The following is an 18,617-nucleotide window of genomic DNA, read 5'->3' on the forward strand; positions in this document are numbered from 1 at the left end:
CGATCAGTTGCGGCGGTGAGCGTTGAGGCGGTGCTCGACGAAGAGCGAGTAGCGCGACATTCCAAAGCAGAAGATGAAGTAGATGATCCCGGCGAAGGCGAACCCGGTGAAGGCGGTCGACGGCGACGACCATTTCGGATCCGAGAACGACGCCCGCAGCGAGCCCAGGAGATCGAACAGCGCCACGATCGAGACCAGGGAAGTGTCCTTGAACAGCGAGATGAAGCTGTTGACGAGGTTCGGAATGACGTGGCGCAGCGCCTGCGGCAGCACGATCAGCGAGGTCGTCTTCCACCAGGACAGCCCCAATGCCGCGGCCGCCTCGCCCTGCCCGCGCGGGATCGCAGCCAGCCCGCCGCGGACGTTCTCGGCCTGATAGGCGCCCGTAAACAGCGAAATTCCAATCAGCGCACGTACCAACCCGTCGACCGTGAAATTGCCCGGGAGAAACAGCGGCAGCATGTAGGTGGCGAAGAACAGCACGGTGATCAGCGGCACGCCGCGCCAGAACTCGATGAAGGCGATCGAGAAGATCCGGATCAGCGGAATGGTCGAGCGACGGCCAAGCGCCAGCGCAATGCCGATCGGCAGGGAGGTGACGATGCCGGTGACGGAGACCACCAGCGTCACCAGAAGTCCGCCCCACAGGTTCGTCTGCACGATCGGCAATCCGCCATGATCGAGCCCCATCAGCTTGATCACGAGTGCGATGGCGGCGAAGGTGGCGATGCTGGATGTCAGGGCCCGCCCGCCGGTGCGAACGCCGCCGCCGAGAACGAAGGCGATCAGGGAGACGATCGCGGCGGTGATGGCGAAATCGGCCCAGACCGACTGGCCCGTCCCCTGCAGCTGATCTCGCAGCCAGGTCAGCGGAAAGGTCAGCCAGTAGATCAGGTTACCCACGAGCACGATGACATTGCCGACGACCCACAACAGCGGTGCGGCAGACGACGTCTTGCCGAGACCGAGCAGAGCCTGCCCGGCGCCGATGATGCTGTCGTCGAACAATTGCAGCAGGTCAGCGGTCCAGCTCAGGCCAAATCCCTTGATGCCGCCGCCATGCAGCAGAAAGAATGCAACCACCGGAAACGCAAAGAAGAACAGGCCTGCGTTCAATCCTTTCGACGGCAGCCGCGGAATGAGCAACGGCACCAACAGGACGACTGACAGGGTGAGCGTGAGGTTGACCCGCCAGCGTTCGGCCTCGGGGTAGAAGCCGTAGATCAGTTGCGGCAGCTTGGCCTGGATGTAGGGCCAGCAGGCGCCGACCGCAAATCCGGCGTTCTCGGAGAGGCAGGCCGTGCGATCCTTGCCGGTCCAGACTGCATCGACCATCAGGAATTTGACGGAGGGAATGACGGTGAACCAGAGCAGCAAGGCGCCGACGATCGTGAGCAGGATGTTGGTCGGCGAGTTGAACAGGCGCGTCCGCACCAAGCCGACGAAGCCCGTGGTCTTCACCGGCGCGGGACGCTCGTCGAGAAGGTCCTGGCGAACGAAGCTGGACGAAGTGATATCGCTCATGCGCCGAGACTCCGGCTGACGCGCCAACCGTAGACGCTCATGATGGCGCTGGTGATCAGCGAGATCAGGAGATAGACACCCATCGTCATGGCGATGATCTCGATGGCCTGCCCGGTCTGGCTCAGCGACGTGCCGGCGAACACGGAGACGAGGTCAGGATAGCCGATCGCGACGGCCAGCGACGAATTCTTGGTGAGGTTGAGGTACTGGTTGGTCAGCGGCGGAACGATAACGCGCATCGCCTGTGGCACGACGACCAGGCGCAGCGTGGTGCCGCGGCTCAGGCCCAGTGACGATCCCGCCTCCATCTGCCCGCTATGGACGGAGAGGATGCCCGCGCGCACGATCTCGGCGATGAAGGCGGCCGTATAGGTCGACAAGGCCAATGTGAGGGCCACGAACTCCGGGATGATCCGCGAGCCACCGGCGAAATTGAAGCCCTTGAGCTGCGGCAGCTCGAAGCTGAAGGGCAGACCCGCTACCAGCATGGTGACAAGCGGCAGTCCGAACAGCAGGCCCAGCACATAGGGCCAGATCCGGATCATTTGCCCCCGCTGGAATAGCGCCCGGCGCGCGTGGATGCGCAGCGCCAGCGAAGCCACGATGCCGAACGCCAGCACCGCAAGAAACGCCTCGAAGCCGCTCTCGCCGATCGGGCGGGGAATGACGAGACCGCGATTGCTGACGAAGGCGATGCCGAGCAGCGAAATGCTCTGTCGTGGATTGGGCAAGGCCGCGAGCACCGCCAGGTACCAGAACAGGATCTGGAACAGCACCGGCAGGTTGCGGATGATCTCGACATAGATTTCGCCAATGCGCGCGAGCAGCCAGTTGGGCGACAGCCGGCACAGCGCAACGATGAAGCCGATCACGGTGGCAAACACGATGCCCACCACCGAGACCACGAGCGTATTGAGGAGCCCGACCAGGAACACGCGCAGGAACGTGTCCGAGCCGGTATACGAGATCAGCGTCTGATTGACGTCGAAACCGGCGTTGTTCGCGAGGAAACCGAAGCCCGCGGCAATGTGCTGGTTCTCGAGGTTGGCGCGGGCGTTGGAGACGATTTCATAGGCAATCCAGCCCAGGACCGCAGCGAAGGCAAACTGGACGGCGATGCCGTTCCAGCCTGTCTTGCCTCCCAGCACGCGCCTGATCTTCAGCGCGATCTGGGGCGGGGGTTTGCGAGCCTCGATGCTCATCGCCGCGAGCGCGGATCAGGCGGGGTCAGCGGATCGGCGGCGCGTACTGGAGACCGCCCTTGTTCCAGAGATTGTTGAGACCCCGATTGATACCGAGCGGCGAGCCTGCGCCGACGTTGCGGTCGAACACCTCGCCGTAATTGCCGACGGCCTTCACGATGCGCACCACCCAGTCCTTGCTCAGGCCGAGCTGTTCACCGAAATTGCCGTCGGTACCCAGGACGCGCTTCAACTCCGGATTTTCCTGTTTCGTCTTCTCGTCGACGTTCTTCGCGGTCACGCCGAGCTCTTCGGCGGTGATCATGGCAAACAGCGTCCATTTCACGATGTCGAACCATTGGTCGTCGCCGTGGCGCACCATTGGTCCGAGCGGCTCCTTCGAGATGATTTCCGGCAGCACCATGTGATCACCGGGATTGGCAAGCTTCAGGCGGTTGGCGTACAGGCCCGACTGGTCGGTGGTGAAGACGTCGCAGCGTCCGGCCTCGTAGGCCTTGACCGTTTCGTCGTTGGTGCCGAACGCGATCACCTCGTACTTCATGTTGTTGGCCTTGAAGTAGTCGGCGAGATTCTGTTCGGTGGTGGTGCCGGTCTGGACGCAGACCGAGGCGCTGTTGAGCTCGAGCGCCGAGTTCACCTTGAGCGACTTTTTCACCATGAAGCCCTGCCCGTCATAATAGGTTACGCCGGTGAAGTTGGCGCCGAGCGAGGTGTCGCGCGAGATGGTCCAGGTGGTGTTGCGCGACAGCACGTCGACTTCGCCGGACTGCAGCGCCGTGAAGCGGTCCTTGGCGGAGAGCGGCACGTACTTGACCTTGGTCGGATCGTTGAAGATCGCCCCGGCGATCGCGCGGCAGACGTCGACGTCAAGCCCGGTCCAGTTGCCCTTGTCGTCCGGCGAGGAGAACCCGGGCAGACCCTGACTGACACCGCAGGACAGCATGCCCCGGTCCTTGACGGTCTTGAGCGTTTGCGCATCGGCGGCTTGGGCAGTCAGGCCGGCGGCGAGAGCGAGAGTGAGAGCCAGGGTTACGCGTTTCATGGGCTTTGGGCCTTTCAAAGTCGTCTCAAGGTCAGGAACGTTGTCTTTGCGATCGTCTCTGCCAGGGCTAGCCGTATCAACACCAGCCCTGCAAGAGTCATGCTGGAAACCTTGCCGATCACCCGCCGATCCCGGGAGGCCCTACCTTAATCCCCGCCGAAGGCGCCCGCCGTTACGGCTGTGGCGCTTGGTCCGGTCAGGCGATGGATCGAAGGTCGCGGCAGGCCCCTCAACATGCGGCGACTGAATAGCACCCGCGATAACAGAACGACTGGCGTGCCGGGTCAAGGGGTTGACGGGACTCTTCTGTGTTCTGTTATTAACGACAGCGGCCTTTCGGCCAGCCCGCGGGCGCAGCGCGCCTGGTGGAAACGCGCTTTTGAAAGCAGACGCATGGATTCCTCACACCCCTCCGAACAGCACGCCGAGACCCGACTGGTCACCTCCGGCCGCGACACCAAGGCGCAGAAGGGGTTCGTCAACCCGCCCGTCTTCCACGGCTCGACCGTGCTCTATCCGACCGCCGAGGACCTGCACGCCCATCGCGGCGAGTTCCAGTACGGCAGGCACGGCACGCCGACGACCCGTGCGTTCCAGGAGACCCTGATGGCGCTGGAGGGGCCGCAATGCGCCGGCGTCGGCATCGTACCGTCCGGGCTGTCGGCGATCTCGACCACCCTGCTGTCGGTGCTGAAGGCCGGCGACCACCTCCTGGTCTGCGACAACGTCTATCGCCCCTCGCGCAATTTCTGCAACGGCATGCTCACCCGCTACGGCGTCGAGACCACCTACTTCGATCCGATGCTCGGCGCCGGCATCGACAAGCTGTTCAAGCCCAACACAAGCGCCGTGCTGGTCGAGGCGCCCGGCTCGCAGTCGTTCGAGATGCCGGACATCCGCGCCATCGCCGAGGTCGCGCATGCGCGGGGCGCGCTCGTCATCGACGACAACACATGGGCGACGCCGCTCTATCACCGCTCGCTCGAACAGGGCGTCGACATCAGCATGCAGGCCGCCACCAAATATATCGGCGGCCATTCCGACATCATGTTCGGCACCATCTCGGCCAATGCCAAGGCCTGGCCGCAGATCGCCGAAGGCATCCGCCTGCTCGGCGTTTGCGCCGGTCCCGATGACGTCTTCCTGGCACTGCGCGGCCTGCGGACGCTGTCGGTACGGCTGGCGCAGCATCATCGCTCCGGGCTCGACATGGCGCGCTGGCTTGCGAGCCGTCCCGAGGTCGCGCGCGTGCTGCATCCGGCGCTCGAGAGCGATCCCGGCCATGCGATCTGGAAGCGCGACTTCACGGGCGCGTCGGGCCTGTTCAGCATCGTCCTGAAGCCGGCGCCGCAGAAAGCGGTCGACACCATGCTCGATACGCTCAAACTGTTCGGCATGGGCTTTTCCTGGGGCGGCTTCGAGAGCCTGGTGATTCCCTTCGATTGCGACGCCTATCGCACCGCGACCAAGTGGGCGCCGGGCGGCCCCACCCTGCGCCTGCATATCGGGCTCGAAAGCGTCGACGACCTCAAGGCCGACCTCGATCGCGGCTTCGCTGCCCTCAAGGCAGCAATGTGAGCCTGCTCACAAGGCATCGCGCCTGCGGACGCGCCAACGCGCGCCGCAGGAACGCGTGGCCGCTGCAAACGTTGACGCCCCTGCGCCAAGAAAAGGTTTGAACCTCAAGCATTTGGCGCTAGCCTCACCAATCGACTCCAATCCGGACTCGGAGCATGGGAACGTTGGTACTGCTCGATCTGATGGGCGGCGTGGCGCTGTTGCTGTGGGGCCTGCACATGGTCCACAGCGGGATACTGCGCGCCTTTGGCCCGGACCTGCGACGACTGCTCGGCAAGGCTCTTGGCAACCGCTTCAACGCGTTCGCCGCCGGTCTCGGGCTGACGGCGCTGCTCCAGAGCAGCACCGCGACCGCGCTGCTCACGAGCTCGTTCGCAGCCGAGGGCCTGCTCAGCCTGGTCACCGCGCTCGCCATCATGCTCGGCGCCAATGTCGGCACGACGTTGATCGTGCAGGTGCTGTCTTTCAACATCGCCGCCGTCGCGCCGGTCCTGTTCGTGCTCGGACTGGTCGCCTTCCGCGTGGGTCCTCGCTCGCGGATCAAGGATGTCGGCCGTGTCTTGATCGGTCTCGGACTGATGCTGCTGTCGCTGCACATCCTGCTGGACACGCTGGCGCCGGCCGAGAACGCGCCGGGCGTCCGCGTCGTGATGTCCTCCATCACGGGGGATCCCGTTCTGTGCATCGTGATCGCAGCGCTCGTCACCTGGGCGGTGCATTCGAGCGTCGCCAGCGTGCTGCTGATCATGTCACTCGCCTATTCGCAGTTCATCTCGCCTTACGCCGCGCTTGCACTGGTGCTTGGCGCCAATCTCGGCAGTGCCATCAATCCTGTGTTCGAAGGCGCCAAGCGTGACGATCCCGCCAGCTATCGCCTGCCGGTGGGCAATCTCGTCAACCGCGTGATCGGGATCGCGCTCGTCCTGCCCTTCCTGGGCCCGATCGCCGAGCACATGCACGCCTGGCAGCCGGATCTCGCCAGGATGACGGCGGCGTTTCATATCGCCTTCAACGTCGGCACGGCCGTGATCTTCATCGGCCTGCTCGACACCATGTCACGCTTGTTGACCCGGCTCCTGCCCGATCGCGTGCAGGAGGCCGATCCGGCCCGGCCGCGCTATCTCGATGAAACCGCGCTGGAATCGCCGTCGCTGGCACTGGCCGATGCCGGCCGCGAAACCCTGCGCATGGGCGATCTCGTCGAGATCATGCTGCGCAAGGTGATGGCGGCGATGATGAGCGGCGACCGCGCGCTGGTCGACCAGGTCTCGAAAATGGACAACATCGTCGACGGCCTCGACGAAGCCATCAAGCTCTACGTGACGAAACTCATGCGGGGCAGCCTCGACGAGAGCGAGGGCCGGCGCGCCATGGAGATCATCTCCTTCGCCATCAATCTGGAACATATCGGCGACATCATCGACAAGAGCCTGAGCGAGCTCGCGACCAAGAAGATCAAGCGCCGCTTTCAGTTCTCGCCCGAGGGCGCCGAGGAGCTCGCTGCCTTCCACAAGCGCACGATGGATTCGCTGCGCATCGCCTTCGGCGTCTTCATGTCGGGCGACGCCAACGAGGCACGCAAGCTACTGGTGGAGAAGACGGCGCTGCGCAATACCGAGCTTGCCGCCGTCGAGCGCCACCTCGACCGCCTGCGCGAGGGCCGCCCCGAGACCATCGAAACCACGTCGCTGCATCTCGACGTGCTGCGGGACCTGCGCCGCATCCACTCGCATATCTGCTCGGTCGCCTATCCCGTGCTCGACGCGGCCGGCGAGCCCCATCGCAGGACCGAGACGGAGACGGCCGCCCTGCCCGCCTCAGGCGCGGCGTCAGCGGTGCCGCGCTAGCGTGGATCAGCGCTCCAGCGTCTTTGACGCCCGGCCGCGGTTCTTCACGATCAGCATGATATTGCGAATATAGATGACGGTCGCCAGCGCCTGGCCGAGGATGATGACGGGCTCGCGCTTGACGACGCCATAGACCAGCGTCATCAGCCCGCCGCCCATGGAGCAGAACCAGAACGCCATCGGCACCACGCTGTTGCCGGCGCGCTCGCTCGCGATCCACTGCACCAGGAAGCGCGCGGTAAAGAACAGCTGCGCGACGAGGCCGAACGCGAGCCAGAAGTCGAACTTGGCCACGAAGACGTCGTAGAAATAGTTGCTCAGTGCCTGACCGTATTGGATGATCATGCCTTCACCTCAGTCACATCCGGCGTCGGCTTCTTGCGGCGGATCAGCCACCACACGCCCACGAGATCCATGATGCCGATCCACAGCCGGTCGAAGAAACCGTAGTTTGACACGCCGGAATGTCGCGGGCGGTCGATCACGTCGACATAGGCGATCTCGTAGCCCTCGCGGCGCACCAGCGCCGGCAAAAAGCGATGCAGCCCGTCGAAATAGGGCATCATCAGGAACACCTCGCGCCGGAACGCCTTCAGGCCGCAGCCGGTGTCGCGCGTACCGTCCTTCAGGATCGCGTTGCGGACGCCGTTGGCGACGCGCGACTGGAATTTCTTGAAGCCGGTATCCTTGCGGCCGACGCGTTGTCCGGCGGCAAGTCCGACCTTGCTTCCGTTCTCGACAGCCGCGATCAGGTCCGGCAGGAAGGCCGGATTGTTCTGGCCGTCGCCGTCGAGCGTCGCCACGATCGCGCCGCGTGCCGCACGCACGCCGCTGCGCACGGCCGCGGATTGGCCGCCTGATTTGGCATGGCGCAGTTGGCGCAGATTGTCCCGCTGCCTCATGACCGCGCCGAGCCGTTCGCCGGTTGCGTCGGTCGAACCGTCATTGACGTAGATGATCTCATAGGCCCAGCGGCCGTCGAGCGCCGCGCCGATCTCCTCGATCAGCGGCACAATGTTGTCGGCTTCGTTGCGCACGGGAACGACGATGGAAACCGAGGGCTGGGACACCGAAGGCTGGGACGACAAATCGAAGCTCGTGGTTGGAATTGGCTTGGCTCGGGAACCGGCGGTCCCGGCAGGCAGCCGCTTTTATGGGGCGGATGCCCCGTGGGCAACCCTTTTGAGGCGGCCCGAGACCGCCCCCGCAAGAGGCACAATGGTGCCGTCGGCACGGATGGCAAAGCCGAGCCTGCGGGCCGCGAACCAGTAGCGCACCGCCATGGCCCCGACCATGCCGACCAGGGCGCCGGCCACCACATCGCTCGGATGGTGCGCGAGCAGCACCAGTCGTGTCAGCAGGATCACGATCGCGTAAGTGAACATGAATACGCGCAGGCGCGGCCATAGCGCCGAGACCGCAAACGCCAGCGCGAACGCCGTCACCGCATGACCCGACGGCAGGCTGGCATAGGCCCCCGTTCCCTCGAAAGGGATGAAGTTGAACGGATTGGCCTTGCCGCCGACGAACGGACGTCCGCGGCCGATGAGATATTTCAGGATCTCGGCGACGAATATCGGCACGGCAACAGACAGAAACATGAACTGCAGCCGCGTGCCGAGGCCGAGCAGCAATGCGCGGCTTGTGCCGCGCAATCCCGCCGCAACCAGCGCCAGCACCACCAGCCCGCCCCCGAGCGCCGAGAGCACATACTCGTCCTTGCCGAAATCTGTGAGGATGCGGATCGGCCACAGACCGGGCGTGCCACGCGCCGGCATCAGCTGGATCTCGGTCAGGTCGAACACGACCATCAGCGCGATGACCAGGGCTGCGCCCGCCGCACTGAGCCACAGCGAATGCCGCGCCAGCTTCCGCGCGGCCTCGGCGCGGCGCGAATGCGAGGGCGTACGCACGAGCTGCGCCAAAGCGCGCCCCGTCAGGGCAAGCAATTGCGCGGGATAGCTCGCGCGCGGCGCGATGTCGGTTGGTGCCGACATCCTACTCGGTGCCTTCCGAGCGGAAGATCGAGATCGAGATCGCACGCCCTTGGGAGAAATTGTAGCCGTCGATGCGCGTACCAACCTTGTAGCGCAGCCCGATCGCCTCGGCGCGCTGCACGAAGCCGCGCTCCGAACGCTGCTCGATCAGCGCGAACCGGCAGCTCCCCTGCCGCAGGAAATCCGCCGCGCCCGAACCGTCGGTGAGCACCGTCTGCGTACCCGTCAGGAAGACGAGGCTTGGCTCGTGATAGCCGGCCGCGGCCGCCTTCGGGCCGACGCAGGTGACGTTGCGAAGCGCGCGTGCGATCTCGATGCTGGGAAACACCGGCGTCAGCGACGGCAGCACGATGCCGTAAACCACAACCGCCAGCATCAGGGCTGCGACCAGCGCGTTGAGCAGCGAGCGCTCGGCGTGGTTGTTGTCGTGAAGCCACCAGGCGAACAGGCCGAAGATCAGCGAGGCCGCGATGAACGGCCAGGCCACGAAGGCAGGTTGCCGCGTCAGCATCACGGCGCCGACAACGGCGATGATCGAGCCGCCCACGGGGATTGCGAACCACCAGGCGGAGCCGCGCATCAGCCAGGACCAGGACAGCACGCGCCGCTCCAGCGCGCCCGCGGTGAGGATCGCGATCGCAGGGTACAGCGGCAGCACGTAATGCGGCAGCTTGGTCAACACCACCTCGAACACGATCCAGGACGGGACCAGCCAGGCCAGCAGGAATTGCGCGCCGGGCTCGCGCCGCGCGCGCCAGACCGCGGGCGCGGCCATTGCCGCAAGCGGCGCGCCGGGCCAGAACGTGATCCAGAACAGCGCCAGATACAGTCCGGGCGGCGCGCCATGGGATTCCTGCGCGCCCAACTTGCTCAACATGTCGCCGCCGACGGAATCGGCGAAGAAGGCATCACCCGCGCGCCAGAAGATCGCGACGAACCAGGGCAGCACCAGCACCAGCATCCACATCAGGCCCCAGAGCGGGCGCAGCTTCCATAGCCAGGAGGCATCGCGGTCCTGGATCGCGAGCGCGACGATGGTCAGGCCTGCGAACATCAGGATCAGCGGGCCCTTGATCAGGATGCCGACAGCGAGAGCCGTCCAGAAGATCGCGGGCCAGCTCCAGGGCGGATGCGTCTCGTCCTCGGCGCGCTGCCACGACAGATACGCCCGCGCCATCGCGCCCATCGCGGCGACCACGCAGAACAGCAACATCGCGTCGGTCTTCGCAAGCCGCGCCTCGACGCCGAGCAGCACGGAGGCGCACATCAGGAGTGCTGCAAGCACCGCGGCGCGCCGCGTGACGAAGCCGAGCGCCGTCCAATAGGTCATCAGCACGGCACCGATCGCGCCGATCAGCGACGGCAGCCGGTAGACCCAGATGCGCAATTCGGCCTTCGGCAGACCGAGCGCCGATGCCGTCTCGACCGCGGCCGATTGCAGCCAGTAGATCCCGACCGGCTTCTTGTAGCGGACGTCCTCCTGGAAGCGGATGTCAACATAATCGCCGCTCTCGACCATCTGCTTGGTGGCCTGCGCAAAGCGCGCCTCGTCACGGTCAACCGGCGGAATCGTGAAGAAGCCCGGCAGGAATAGCAGCAGCGCGCACAGCAGCAGGAAACTCACCGCGCGGACGTGGCTGGCCGTGGCGATGTCGAACATGGACACGAGCCGGCTGCCCGGATTCACCGGGGATTTCGGCTCGCGGGGAGCTCCAAAACGGGGTGCTGCGTAGGTCTCGGCCATCGGTTCCGCTTACGCTGAAACCGCCATCGCCACAACCGCTTGAGGCAGGGTCATTGAATTCGAATGACAACTGTGTCCGCGGCGCCCGTGGCATCGATGACAGTCAGCCGCGCAAAGCCCGGACCGGGCGGATCGATCAGCCGCTGGCGCCGTCCGTCGATCTCGCCCAGCGCCGTTCCGTTAACCATGACGGTCATGGGCAGGACGCCGCCGGCGACCTTGACCGGCATGGCTGCGCCCGCCTCACCACCTGAGCGATCGACGTCGATCCGCGCGCCGTTCAGCGGAAACTGGATGTGCAGGGCCTGCTCGCCCCCGGTCCGCACCAGATCCCCGACCGGGCGGAACCGCCTCAAGGGCAACGGCAGCTTGGCGTTGCTGGCGACCAAGGTCCCCTTCGGTGGCTTCGGCAACGGCAGGAACGTCTTGCCGGTGCGGGCGAAGGCGTCGAACAGGATCGGCGCGGCGGCGACGCGCCCGATCAGGCCTGGAACCGGAGCGCCGTCGGGCCGGCCGACCCAGATGCCAATGGTCATGCGCCCGTCGAAGCCCATCGACCAGGCGTCGCGGTAGCCGTAGGAGGTGCCGGTCTTGAAGGCGATGCGGTTGTGAGCCGCGTTCTCCGGCGGCGGGGTGCCGAGCAGCACATTGCCGACCTGCCAGGCCGCGACCTGATCGAGCAGCCGAAGCGGCTCGCGGTCGTCCCTGTCGCTCATGATCTCGCGCAACGGCCTGGTGGTGCCGAGCCGGGCGAAGCCCGCATAGAGCTGGGCGAGGTCCTGCAGCGTCACGCCGACGCCGCCAAGGCCCATGGCAAGTCCCGGCGCCTCGTCCTTGGGCAGAACCAGATTGCCACCGGCCTGGCGAAGCCGCGAGGCCAGCCGGCTCGCGCCGACGCGGTCGAGCAGGACGATCGCAGGCACGTTCAACGACAGCTGCAGCGCCTTCTTCACCGGCACGGTGCCCTGGAACGTCATGTCGAAATTTTCCGGCGCGTAGGAGCCGAAGCGCACGGGCCGATCGTCGATCAGACTGTCGGGGTGGACGAAGCCGTCCTCGAAGGCGAGCCCGTAAATGAAAGGCTTCAGCGTCGAGCCCGGTGAGCGCACCGCGCGGGTCATGTCGACCTGCCCCGCCCGGCGATCATCGAAATAATCCGCCGAGCCGACGCGCGCGAGCACGTCGCCGCTCTCATTGTCGACCACGATGATGCCGACCGAGATGTTCGGTCCCAGCGCAATGGCACGGTCGCGCGCCAGCGGCTCCAGCACCTTCTGCAGGTTGGCATCCAGCGTCAGCTTGATGACGGGCGCGTCCTTGACCGTCGCAAGCGCCGCATCGGAAGCATGCGGCGCCAGGATCGGCATCGGCTTGCGCAGCTTCGGCACGGGAACGGCCTTGGCCTGCTTGGCATCGTCGAGGCTGATCTGTTGCTCCTCGACCATGCGGTCGAGCACGCGGTCACGCGCTTTGCGCGCCGCATCGGGATAGCGATCGAGCCTGCGGGTCTCCGGCGATTGTGGCAGCGCCACCAGCAACGCGGCTTCAGCCAGCGACAACCGCTTCGGCTCCTTGCCGAGATAGGCGATCGAGGCGGCGCGAATGCCTTCGAGGTTGCCGCCGTACGGCGCGAGCGCCAGATAGAGGTCGAGGATCTGCTCCTTGCTCAAGCTGCGCTCGATCTCGATCGCACGCACCATCTGCCGCAGTTTTGCATAGAGCGAGCGCTGCCGCCGCGGCTCCATCAGCCGCGCGAGCTGCATCGAGATGGTCGAGCCGCCCGAGACGATGTGGCCGCGCGTGGCAAGCTGAAACGCAGCGCGCCCCAGTGCCAGCGGGTCGATACCGTCATGTGCGTAAAAGCGCTGATCCTCATAAGCGAGCAGCAGCTTGAGGTAGGTCGGATCGACGTTCGCTTTTGTCTCGACCGGTAGCCGCCAGCGCCCGTCCGCCATCGCATAGGCGCGCAGCAGCTTGCCGTTGCGATCGACGATGGTGGTGGAGACCTGGCGTGCTTCGTCGAAAGGCAGCGGGCCGAGGGAGTAAACCCATGCGACGAAGCCGACGATGGTAAGGATAAACGCGAAGGCGGCTATCGACAAAACGCGACGGCCCCAGCCCCGCGCTCCGTCATGGCCGGGCTCGTCCCGGCCATCCACGTTCTTGCCAATAGCACCTAAGTCCGTGGATGCCCGGGACAAGCCCGGGCATGACGACTGAGTATGTGGCTCGGCTTTCATTTCACTCACTTCGCCGCCCGCACCTCGACCGTGCCTGTCCCGGTGCGGCCGTAGCGCGAGGGATTGTACATGTCCTCGACATAGGCCTGCGGCAGGACGTACTTGCCTGGCGAGACCACGCGCACGACATAGGCCACCGTGAACACCGCCTTGGAATCCGAGGCTCGGTCGACGGCCGCCGTGAAGCGGTCGTCGCGGAACTCGGTATCCTCAGGCTCTTCGCCATCCTCGATCCAGCCCAGCGTGCCGCTGTCACCCGAGGACACCAGTTTTGGATTGTCGATCTCAAGGCCCGCCGGCAGATAGTCGGACACCATGATGTGGCCGTACTCGGGCTTGGCCTCGGTGATCTTCAGCACCACAGCGAAGCGGTCGTTCTGCTTCACCTTGCTGATATCGGCAGGCTTGCCGTCGAGCGTGAAGAAACTGCGCTCGATCTTGAAGCCGTTCGATGCCGCGGGCTCCGGCGTCACCGGCGAACCCGATACAGAGACCACCGCCTGCACCGGCGCATCTCCGGTGTTGGTGATCTTCAGCGGCTTGCCCTCCAGCGTCACAGCCTTGTAGCTGCGGTACAGCGCGGTCTTGACCGGCTGGCCGTCCACCTCCATCGACAGATTCTCCTTGGCGAGCGCGCGCGCCGCCAGCACCAGCCACGCATTCTCCTGCGTGGAGGTGTAGGGCGTTAGCCCGCGCGCGGTCTCGACCCGCGACACCGCCTGCGTCAGCGTCGCCTTCGGCGCGTTGCCTTCGCTGGCAAGCGACACCAGCGCTGCGGCATCGCGGAGCTGCGAGCCGTAGTCGGTGCGGCCGAACTCCAGCACCGGTTTTGGCGCCAGACTGTCGAGCGCTGCGCCATAGACCCGCTCCGCACGGTTGCGGTCGCCGACCAGCGCGAGCGCCGCGGCGAGCTGCGACTTCGCGATGGGAGTTGCGAGGTTGGAGAGCTTGGTGTCGGCGAGATAGCGGAGGTCGCCGATCGGCGCTGCACCGTTGCGCGCCAGCACGTAGAGGCCGTAAGCGAGATCGCGGCCGCCGTCCTTCTCCGGCTCGTTGCCGTTGACGACCGAGTTGCGGATACGATCCAGCGCGGTCTTGAACAGCACATCCGGGACCACAAAGCCCTTTTCGCGTGCGCGGGTCAGGAAGTCGGTCACGTACGCGTCGAGCCACGCATCGTCGCCGCCCGCCGACCACAGTCCGAACGAGCCATTGGAGCCCTGACGGGCCAAAAGCCGCTCAATCGCGTCGCGGATCCGCTGGTCGACCTCGGTGTCCATGGCCAGATGCGCGCCGGCCGCGAGATCGTTGACATAGAGCAACGGCATCGCCCGGCTGGTGATCTGCTCCGAGCAGCCATAGGGATAGCGATCGAGCGCCTTGAGGATCGTCGCCGCATCAAGCGCAGTCGACAGGCTGGCCGAGACCGAGACGCTGCCGGTGCGCGGCACGAGATCGGCGAACATATCCGAGGTCAACGTCAGGCTCTCACCCTTCGCCAGCGTCCGGATCGAGCGCCGCGCCAGGACTTGCGTCGCCGCTTTGACGTCGAGCGCATAATGGCGCGCCAGCGCCAGGCCATTCGGCCCCTTGATGTCGACGTCGAGCGTGGCCTGCCCCGCCGCCGTCGCGTCGATAGCGAGCGAGAAGGAGTTGCGCTGCTTGGCGGCGAGCTTGACCGTGGTCGCGGGATTGCCGGTCATCTTCACTGGCCCGCCCGTCTTCACGTTGATGACGTAGTCGCCGGCCTGCCCTTCGACATTGTCGATCTCGAGATTAACCGTGCCGTGGTCGCCGTTGAGCAGGAAGCGCGGCAAGGTCGTGGTCAGCACGACGGGATCGCGGATCACCACATCCGTGTTGGCGCGACCGAGCTTTGTCGCGGTCCACGCCACCGCCATCACGCGCGCGGTGCCGGCGAACTCCGGAATGTCGAAGCTCACTTCTGCCGTGCCGTCGGCGGCAACGGTGACGATGCCCGAATAGAGCGCGAGCGGCTTTTGCGCGGGCGGCGAGCCCTGGAGCTCGGCGGCACCGGCGTCGCCGCCGGACTTGATCTGCCCGCGCGTGCCCGACATGCCGTCGATCAGTTGCCCATAGAGATCGCGGATCTCCGCGCTCAGGCGGCGCTGACCGAGATAATAGTCGTCCGGCGCCGGCGGCTTGTAATTGGTGAGATTGAGGATGCCGACGTCGACCGCGGCGATGACGATCTTGGCGTCCTCGCCCGGATTGAGCCCGTCGAGCTTGACCGGGATCTTCAACATCGCATTCGGCCGGATCAATGCCGACGGCGTCAGCTTCACTTGCAACGTGCGGGTCTGCTTGTCGATGCCGAACCATTTGAGGCCGATGGCACGGCCCGGCATGCGTTGCGCGGCCGCATCGAGCGGACGGCGCAGCGTCGCCACCACATAGGCGCCGGTGCCCCAGTCCTTGCCGACCGGGAGCTTCACCTGGGCGGTGCCTTCCTTGACGTCGATGGTCTGCGTCGTCAGCAGGCGATCGCCGAGCACGTTGACCGTCAGCTTGCCGGCGCTGCGGACGTTGACCGACACGGTCATCGTATCGCCCGAGGCGTATTGTGGCTTGTCGATCGAGGTCTCCAGGAGGTCCGGCGTGTCGGCGCTGCCGTCGGAATACCAGCCGACGTCGAACTGTACCGAGGTCACCGGGCCGTCGGCGTCGTTCGACTTCACATCCAACCGGTAGCGGCCGGGCCGTGGGGTGAGCGAAATCCGCGACGGCTTGTCCGCGGCAACGGTCACGTCGCCGTCAGAGACGCGCGATGTCGATTTGACCGGCTCGTACTCCCAGTAATTGCTCTGGCGATACCATTGGTAGCGCGATTCCATCTTCAGGAGCTCGTAGCGCAGGCCGTCGCGGCGAAGCCTCTCGCCCTCGGGCGAGACGAACACGACATCGAACTCGGCCTTGTCGCCCTCGGCGACGTTCTTGTCGCCGAACAGCGGCTTGATGCCGATCATGGCGGCAGTAGGCGCGACCGGCAGCACGATCTTGCGTTCGACGGCGCGGCCGCCAGTCTCGACCATGCGGACGAAGATCTGCGCCTCCTGCGGCCGCGTCGAGGCCGGCTGCTTGTCGAGCGTGACCGGGAAGGTCGCAACGCCGTTGGCGTCAGCTTCCGGCAGGTTCTCCAGCGGCGTGCGCTCGTTCGAGGTGGTCTCCTCATCGGCGACGCCGAACTGGTAGCCGGCAAAGCCCGGCCGCTCGGATGCGGGCGCGACCAGCATGTCGCCTTCAAGCGCCAGGCCCGAGGCTGGCGCGCCATAGAGGAAATGACCGTCTGCCTTAAGCTCCACTGGAGCGTTAGCTTTGATCAGCTTGTCCTTGGCAGACAAGTCGAATTCGATCCGATCAGGGACGTAGTCCTCGACCATGAATGTAGTTTCGCCGACCGACGAGCCCTTCGGATCGGTGAAGGCGCGCACCCGCCAGGTCCCGGTCGGGACGGCTGAGTTGAGCGGCACGGACAGGGTGCGCCCGCCGGCGCCCTGGTCGGACAGCACGGCGCGACGGTATTCGACGCCGTCGGGACGTTCGATCACCAGGGTCATCGGCCCGCCGGTGACGGCATTGCCCTGCCCGTCGCGCAACAGCGCGGTCAGATAGACGGTCTCGCTGGAGCGGTAGACGCCGCGCTCGGCATAGACGAAGGCGTCGGCGCCGGCAGGCACGGCCCTGCCCGAAACGCCACGGTCGGACAGGTCGAAGGCGGAGGACTTGAGGCTGAGGAAGGCATAGTCGGCCTTCTCACCGGTCACGGTGAGCATCGCCGGCGACAGGCCGCCCTCGCCGCGCGCAAGCCCTGCCTCGAACAGCAAATGGCCGCTGTCATCGGTCTTGCGGGTGGCCAGGATCTCGTTGTTGCGCGCGACCAGCCTCACCTCGGCCTTGCCGACCGGATCGGTCGACGCCAGCGAATTCACGAAGACATGGATGCCGTCATTGCCGGAATAGGCCGTGACGCCGAGATCGGAGACGATGAACCATTGGGTGGCGAGCTGGTAGTCGTCGTCCGAACCCGGCCCCTTGGCCGCGGCCGTCATCACGTAAACGCCGGGCTGGAGCTCGCCGAGCGCCTGATCGACCGGGAATGCGGTGGTGACGTCCTGGTTCAGCGTCATCGCGGTCGCAAGCTCGCCGGTCCAGACTTTCACGCCGCGCTCGCCGCCGAGATCACTGAGCTGGTATTTCGACAGCGTCTTCTGGAAATCGCTGTCGACGACCGTGTTGATCAAATTGCGGTCGCCGATCCGGAAAACGTTGATGTTGACGGCTGGCGTGTTGACGCTGACGACGGGAATGCCGCGCTGGCCGGTCCTCGGCAGCACATAGGCGCGGCTGTTGAAGCGCACGAAGGGCTTGCGGTCGCGCACATAGACGTTGAACTCGGCCGATTTCGGCAGGCCCTCCTTCACGGTGGACGGCAGGCCGGCGCGCAGATTGATGTTGTAGCGCTCGCCATGCTTGAGCCCGTCGACGCAGAGCTGCTTGCCCTCGGCCGACAGGGCCGGCTTGTCCTGGCCCGCCAGCGCGAGGTACGGCGCGAAATCGGTGCGTTTTGCCAGCTCCTCCGAGAACTGGAAGCAAGCGCGTGGACTAGCGGAGTCCGAATCTACGGTGTAGTCGAGCAGCCGAAACCCGTGCTCGTCGCGCATCTTCTCATATTGGCCGCGGACATCGGCGACCTCCCTCATGTCGAGCGACAGCCGCAGCGCATCCAGCGCCGGCCGCCACAGCTTGCGTTCGGACAGCGACTTGCCGAGCACCGCGAGCGCGTCGGCCTCCTCGCCCGCATTCCCGGCGCGCTGGTAGGCGATGTAGGCGGCGGTCGAGGCGCGCTCCAGCAGGAACGTCTGCTCGCTCGAGCTCTTCGGCGATATCTGGAAGATGACCTTTGCCAGCCGCAGCCAGTTGCCGGCGTCCTCCGGTGTGGTCGCCGCGATCTGGCCGAGCACCGACAGGCCGGTGCGATAGTCGTTGCGCCGGAAGGCAGCATCGGCGTCGGTGCGTAAACTTGCGCCGGACTTGGCGACCGGCCCCGCCTCGCCCTTGATCTGCGCCTCCAGCTTGATCGCGGAATCGGCGAGGTCGTCACGCTTGAAGGCTTTGTCGGCGGCCTGCGCTACGCTAAGGCCGAACGCCAGCGTGGCGCAGAGTGTGACGGCGCGAACAAGACCGATCATGGATGGACTCCCGGAAATCGCGGACGAACGCCGCTTGTCGCATGAAATGCGCGGAAAGGTGACGGACTCAAGGCGATGGAACCAAAGCTGCAAACCGTCGCATTCGCCATGACAAGGCACGCCCAGAGGAGACCGATCAAGCTACCGCCGCGCACGCCGTCCTGATGGCGCAGCAATACCCGACCAGTCGTCCGGCGGCCGTGTCCCGGAAGCTGGTCAGCGTTCCCGGCGAT

The 18,617-nt window shown here is 65.6% G+C and carries 11 protein-coding genes; 2 read left to right on the forward strand and 9 right to left on the reverse strand.

Annotated features, from left to right (window positions below; translation table 11 throughout):
* Positions 1–3: 3 nt before the first annotated feature.
* Genes ACVIN2_RS02765 through ACVIN2_RS02775 form a run of 3 tightly spaced genes read right to left on the reverse strand, consistent with a single transcriptional unit; the run spans position 4 to position 3,768 of the window.
* Positions 4–1,524: an amino acid ABC transporter permease gene (locus tag ACVIN2_RS02765; RefSeq protein WP_456764408.1), complete on the reverse strand. Its 1,521-nt coding sequence runs from the start codon at positions 1,522–1,524 to the stop codon at positions 4–6.
* Positions 1,521–2,726 carry an amino acid ABC transporter permease gene (locus ACVIN2_RS02770; RefSeq protein ID WP_456764409.1) on the reverse strand — a complete coding sequence of 402 codons (1,206 nt, stop codon included), beginning with the start codon at positions 2,724–2,726 and terminating at the stop codon, positions 1,521–1,523. Before ACVIN2_RS02770 ends, ACVIN2_RS02765 begins: the two co-directional genes overlap by 4 nt.
* A gap of 25 nt (positions 2,727–2,751) precedes the next feature.
* Entirely contained in the window at positions 2,752–3,768 is a 1,017-nt protein-coding gene (locus ACVIN2_RS02775) for an amino acid ABC transporter substrate-binding protein (protein WP_027517914.1), read from the reverse strand.
* A 393-nt stretch (positions 3,769–4,161) separates the two neighbouring features.
* On the opposite strand from ACVIN2_RS02775, the gene metC reads away from it, so the two are divergent.
* Positions 4,162–5,346 (forward strand): cystathionine beta-lyase, encoded by a 1,185-nt coding sequence (gene metC, locus ACVIN2_RS02780; RefSeq protein WP_456764410.1) that lies wholly within the window; start codon positions 4,162–4,164, stop codon positions 5,344–5,346.
* A 155-nt stretch (positions 5,347–5,501) separates the two neighbouring features.
* Positions 5,502–7,193: a Na/Pi cotransporter family protein gene (locus tag ACVIN2_RS02785; RefSeq protein ID WP_456764411.1), complete on the forward strand. Its 1,692-nt coding sequence runs from the start codon at positions 5,502–5,504 to the stop codon at positions 7,191–7,193.
* Positions 7,194–7,199: 6 nt separating this feature from the next.
* Here ACVIN2_RS02785 and ACVIN2_RS02790 read toward each other — a convergent pair whose 3' ends face one another.
* The 6 genes from ACVIN2_RS02790 to ACVIN2_RS02815 form a co-directional block, all read right to left on the reverse strand.
* Positions 7,200–7,538, reverse strand: coding sequence for a lipid-A-disaccharide synthase N-terminal domain-containing protein (locus tag ACVIN2_RS02790; protein WP_027517911.1), 339 nt, complete (start codon positions 7,536–7,538; stop codon positions 7,200–7,202).
* Complete coding sequence (locus ACVIN2_RS02795; protein WP_456764412.1) at positions 7,535–8,281, reverse strand: glycosyltransferase family 2 protein; 747 nt, start codon at positions 8,279–8,281, stop codon at positions 7,535–7,537. Before ACVIN2_RS02795 ends, ACVIN2_RS02790 begins: the two co-directional genes overlap by 4 nt.
* Positions 8,282–8,344: 63 nt before the next feature.
* Positions 8,345–9,190: a phosphatase PAP2 family protein gene (locus tag ACVIN2_RS02800; protein ID WP_456764413.1), complete on the reverse strand. Its 846-nt coding sequence runs from the start codon at positions 9,188–9,190 to the stop codon at positions 8,345–8,347.
* Position 9,191: 1 nt separating this feature from the next.
* Positions 9,192–10,934 carry an ArnT family glycosyltransferase gene (locus tag ACVIN2_RS02805; RefSeq protein WP_456764414.1) on the reverse strand — a complete coding sequence of 581 codons (1,743 nt, stop codon included), beginning with the start codon at positions 10,932–10,934 and terminating at the stop codon, positions 9,192–9,194.
* A 50-nt stretch (positions 10,935–10,984) separates the two neighbouring features.
* On the reverse strand, positions 10,985–13,093 hold the full coding sequence (pbpC, locus tag ACVIN2_RS02810; protein ID WP_456764415.1) for a penicillin-binding protein 1C: 2,109 nt from the start codon (positions 13,091–13,093) through the stop codon (positions 10,985–10,987).
* Positions 13,094–13,179: 86 nt separating this feature from the next.
* A complete protein-coding gene (locus ACVIN2_RS02815) occupies positions 13,180–18,384 on the reverse strand; it encodes an alpha-2-macroglobulin family protein (RefSeq protein WP_456764416.1) in 5,205 nt (1,734 codons plus the stop codon).
* Positions 18,385–18,617 lie beyond the last annotated feature (233 nt).

This window comes from Bradyrhizobium sp. USDA 3650, assembly GCF_054057395.1.

Excerpts from the sequence above, each read along its gene's own strand:
- ACVIN2_RS02765 (WP_456764408.1), bottom strand. The coding sequence starts at position 1,524 with ATGAGCGATATCACTTCGTCCAGCTTCGTTCGCCAGGACCTTCTCGAC.
- ACVIN2_RS02770 (WP_456764409.1), bottom strand. The coding sequence starts at position 2,726 with ATGAGCATCGAGGCTCGCAAACCCCCGCCCCAGATCGCGCTGAAGATC.
- ACVIN2_RS02775 (WP_027517914.1), bottom strand. The coding sequence starts at position 3,768 with ATGAAACGCGTAACCCTGGCTCTCACTCTCGCTCTCGCCGCCGGCCTG.
- metC (WP_456764410.1), top strand. The coding sequence starts at position 4,162 with ATGGATTCCTCACACCCCTCCGAACAGCACGCCGAGACCCGACTGGTC.
- ACVIN2_RS02785 (WP_456764411.1), top strand. The coding sequence starts at position 5,502 with ATGGGAACGTTGGTACTGCTCGATCTGATGGGCGGCGTGGCGCTGTTG.
- ACVIN2_RS02790 (WP_027517911.1), bottom strand. The coding sequence starts at position 7,538 with ATGATCATCCAATACGGTCAGGCACTGAGCAACTATTTCTACGACGTC.
- ACVIN2_RS02800 (WP_456764413.1), bottom strand. The coding sequence starts at position 9,190 with ATGTCGGCACCAACCGACATCGCGCCGCGCGCGAGCTATCCCGCGCAA.
- ACVIN2_RS02805 (WP_456764414.1), bottom strand. The coding sequence starts at position 10,934 with ATGGCCGAGACCTACGCAGCACCCCGTTTTGGAGCTCCCCGCGAGCCG.
- ACVIN2_RS02815 (WP_456764416.1), bottom strand. The coding sequence starts at position 18,384 with ATGATCGGTCTTGTTCGCGCCGTCACACTCTGCGCCACGCTGGCGTTC.